Consider the following 3,807-nt stretch of genomic DNA (forward strand, 5'->3'; position numbering starts at 1 on the left):
ACAGGCCTATAAGTATTTGTTTTGTAGGCAAAAAACTATTTTTAATTTTTAACAAAATGTTCACGATCTCGCCCTGCCCCCTGCCCATCCCGCAATGCTAGTGACATAACGCCATCAGCCTCACCATGAATGGATGATGCCCCCCTGATACCAGCAGCGCCTGCGTTGTAACCCTCCGCTCCTGGCGAGGACTTTCTTGCATGATGCACAACAATGTGGGCTGCGGGTTGACTTATTTTTCTGATGGACCGCATCACCTGGCCCATCATGCTATTATCATTTTCCGCCGCCGTATGCATCCTGGCTAGTACATCCCAAATAATCAGGTCAGGCTGGATCTCATTCACGATGGAGATCATTTTTTTCGCCTCTACAGGATCCAATACATCCGTTGTCTGGAAATCACCACACCGGAAAAAATTCCGCTCAATTGTTTGGTCAGTCACATTATTATGTGCTGTCATGGTTAAAAAGCGTTTCCAAAACAACCGATCTTTTAGCTCAAAATCCATATACAACACTCGTGCTGGATTTCGATTCCTCCAGTTGAGGAACTGTCCTCCACTGGCGATAGCCAATGCGAGCTGCGTTGCGACCAGCGATTTACCAGATTTGGGGGCGCCATTGATGATCCACTGATCACCCTGCTCAATCAGTTCGTCCAACAACCAAATCGGTTTTTGCTCACTGGCAATCCGCCCCTCACTAACCCCCCAAGCTAACATTCTATTCTGGAGCATACATACTCCTCCCAAAAAAAGTTATTATTATTTGTTGTTTTTATAAATCAATGGTAGATATTAATTATTGCTATTTATAAAGATAAACATTGCAAGTAATCTTGTATTGATGATGTTCCGCAAATATAAAAAACAAACGCCATTCAGAATATTTTACAAAGAAAGATCTGAATCCATTTCATGACGTGCAGTCCTCTGGCCAGAGTGCTCGTGCTGAGATTTTAATGCATACGCTCCAGGCCTCATCCTGAAACGTGCAATTTTTTTGGCTGCTAATATAGGGTTATCCATTATGATTCTAAGACCTCGAGTAGCAATCTCACCGACCTCTGCGTACTCTCTACGGAGCCGCTCAAGGTCTGAACCTGCTCCTGCAACTGTTCGAGCGAAACGCTCATCTGATGAATGGAGTTCTCGGCAGAGACGTTGCTGTCGCTGGTATGCGTGTTCAAATGCTGCACCATGGTCAGCAAGACCTGATGGTCGTTCATTATCTGCTGCTGTGTGACATGCTGCGATTGAACCTGCTCCCTGAGTGTTGCTATCGAGCTCATCTGCTCGGTGTTGATAAAACTGAGCAACTCTAATAATTGTTTCTCTAAATTCATGATTCACTCCTAGTAATGCTAAAATAGCGCTCAAAATTTTCATCAGCAGTTGAATTAATGCCTTTTCGGTGTCTACTGTTAGGGTTCCCTCAGGGTTAATTGGGGTCAGTGTGTAACCTGCATATAGCTGCATCTGCTGTTGCCAAAAAAGAGCATTTGTTGGCTGTTTGCGATGTCTCTGGGTTATCACTGCGGCCATACCTGTCGGTCGTCTCACAGGCCTCGGAGAGGGCATTGGGTGCAGCGTCTCAGTGACGTTATAGCGGCTCTGATTGAAGGCCCGGCGTTTGGCTATCCGCTCCTCAATCTGCTGCCAGAGTGCATCCAACGACGGTTGTGGAGGCGTTGTTATCGTCAACGTCGGTCTCACCACATCAATACTGGTAAACGCACGGCTAAATAAAGGTCCTTTCAGCCGAAAAGCCTTGATCTTTCCCTCTGGCACAATCCGTATGTAATCCTTTTTAGCCTCGACTTCGCTAATACCATACATTTGTCGAGTCTGAGGTTGCTCCAGCCAATCAATCACAGCTTGTCGGTTACATAACTGACCCTGAGTTACCCGTAACTGCACCGCATCAGATAACGCTGCAATCAAGTCCGCATTTTTACTGTACCGTGGTATTGTTCCTGTCAGCCTCTGGCGTTGCGGATCATCTGGACGTGCGAGGTTATGTTTCAGGTTGAGGTAATCGCGGATCGCATTAAAATCTCCTTCCGCACCTGGTGGGTGAGGGTTGAAATATTTTCCAGTGCGAAGATTAATCCGTGGGATTAAGAAATGATTCTCCAGATTTTGTTCATGCGTATGTTGTACCCACAAGATCATCCTGTCCTCTATGGGTAATCCAGCAAAAACCAGCTCCTCCATCAATGCACGAAATTCCTGAGCAATATCAGGATTGGAGCTCAGCGCCTGGTTGTCCTCAATTGCATGTGCAATGACACCGCTGGTGTATTTATATTTATGTGGCGATATCTCGATTGCATAAGTAATGTCTCGTGGATTTCCAGCCAACAGCTCAGGTGGTGGAGTCCGTTGTACACCATGGATCAGTCTCAGTTGTTGGTTCAACCGATGAACCAATGGAGCGTCATTTTTATCACGAGCAACCCTAATCGCATCAGCGATTGTACTACGCTCATTTTTTTGTTGCGGAGTCAGAGCGCTGTAGATACCCAGTAGGTAATCTATTGGGGCGCTGGATTTAGTCTGGCGATGCCCATTGGTTGCAAAAAATCTAATCACCGCCATAGCTCATGCTCCTCATACTCACTCTCGATTAATGCTGGATTTACCTCCACTGCATCCTCGTCATCCTCACCTGAGTGTGACCATGTAGTGTCTGGGGTCGCAGTATCGCTTTTGTCATGGCGTATAACCCGAGATGGCTGTGTTAATTGTGGTGATAACATCTCGTTGATTTTATCAACCTGCTCTTTATGTTGTTTTTCTAGTTCCCTGAGTTCGTATAAAACAAAAAGTAGATTTACATCGCCCTTATGGGAGTTACACCATTTTACCAGCTGATTGAAATTGTTATAAAACCCGGTCTGTTGCGCAATAAGATTATTTATTGTGTCGCGTAATGTTTCTGCTGGAGAAATGACGATTTTCAATTTTGTGAGAGATTGAGATGCTAACCTCGATACAGTGATGCTTGCATTTTTAGCCTTTTTCTCCCAACGACGTTTTTCCTCATATGTGCAGCGTAGCTCGATTCGATGATCACGGATCTCTGTAAAACTCGGCAGCATTTGTCGAACGATGTCTGTATCCATATTTACATCTCTAGCTATACCGTTAATAGTGACAGCGATATCGTCATTGATGCACCTGATAACGGCCCTTTCAATGAGCAGCATGAGATCAGGATCTCTTGTCAGCTCCTCACGTAAAGTATTATTTTTGCTATTCCTTAATTTTTTATTTTCTTTTCCCACGTATTGTCTCCTGGCTGCTGAACAGCTCTAATTTATATATTTAGCGGGTCTGGGCGGCAGCCCAGGTAGGTCCAGGGCGACAGCCATGGCAAGGCTCCGTACACCGTACATTGCGGAACGCAATTTGTACGGTGTAGGAGTGACCTTGCTCTTATTACTTTTCGCCAAAAAACGATTTGTCAAAAACACACTTTTTATCCATGTGCTTTTGCCTGATACGATGCCGTACAAATTCTGCCTACAACTATCCGTACAACCAATATTCTGGCTGCTGGAAATTCTGTTTATTTTGCTAAATTCTGTTGCCCGTCACTACCGTATTGCTCAGTGCCTGTTGTAGCCACGCCATTAATTGCTGGTGCATCTGTGGGTTAGCCATCAGTGCATTCAAATCAACAGGTGGTAATATGGCTGGCACGGATTTGGATGCCTCAACCAGTCAGGGTGAGAGCGTGAACATTTTGTTAAATTTCACCCAGTTTTTTGAGACCCGCATTGAGTACCGTTTCCAGATA

The 3,807-nt window shown here is 45.1% G+C and carries 3 protein-coding genes; all 3 read right to left on the bottom strand.

Annotation, left to right across the window (positions count from 1 at the left end):
- Positions 1-41: 41 nt before the first annotated feature.
- Positions 42-740, bottom strand: coding sequence for an AAA family ATPase (locus OKC40_RS21895; protein ID WP_270796983.1), 699 nt, complete (start codon positions 738-740; stop codon positions 42-44).
- Between the two features lie 153 nt (positions 741-893).
- Positions 894-2,603 carry a relaxase/mobilization nuclease domain-containing protein gene (locus OKC40_RS21900; RefSeq protein ID WP_241658066.1) on the bottom strand — a complete coding sequence of 570 codons (1,710 nt, stop codon included), beginning with the start codon at positions 2,601-2,603 and terminating at the stop codon, positions 894-896.
- Complete coding sequence (locus OKC40_RS21905; protein ID WP_270796984.1) at positions 2,594-3,292, bottom strand: plasmid mobilization protein; 699 nt, start codon at positions 3,290-3,292, stop codon at positions 2,594-2,596. The genes OKC40_RS21900 and OKC40_RS21905 overlap by 10 nt, the downstream gene beginning before the upstream one ends.
- Positions 3,293-3,807: the final 515 nt, after the last annotated feature.

Origin of the sequence: Aeromonas sp. QDB11 (genome assembly GCF_027705265.1) — a bacterium.
GTDB lineage: Bacteria > Pseudomonadota > Gammaproteobacteria > Enterobacterales > Aeromonadaceae > Aeromonas > Aeromonas allosaccharophila.

Excerpts from the sequence above, each read along its gene's own strand:
- OKC40_RS21895 (WP_270796983.1), bottom strand. The coding sequence starts at position 740 with ATGCTCCAGAATAGAATGTTAGCTTGGGGGGTTAGTGAGGGGCGGATT.
- OKC40_RS21900 (WP_241658066.1), bottom strand. The coding sequence starts at position 2,603 with ATGGCGGTGATTAGATTTTTTGCAACCAATGGGCATCGCCAGACTAAA.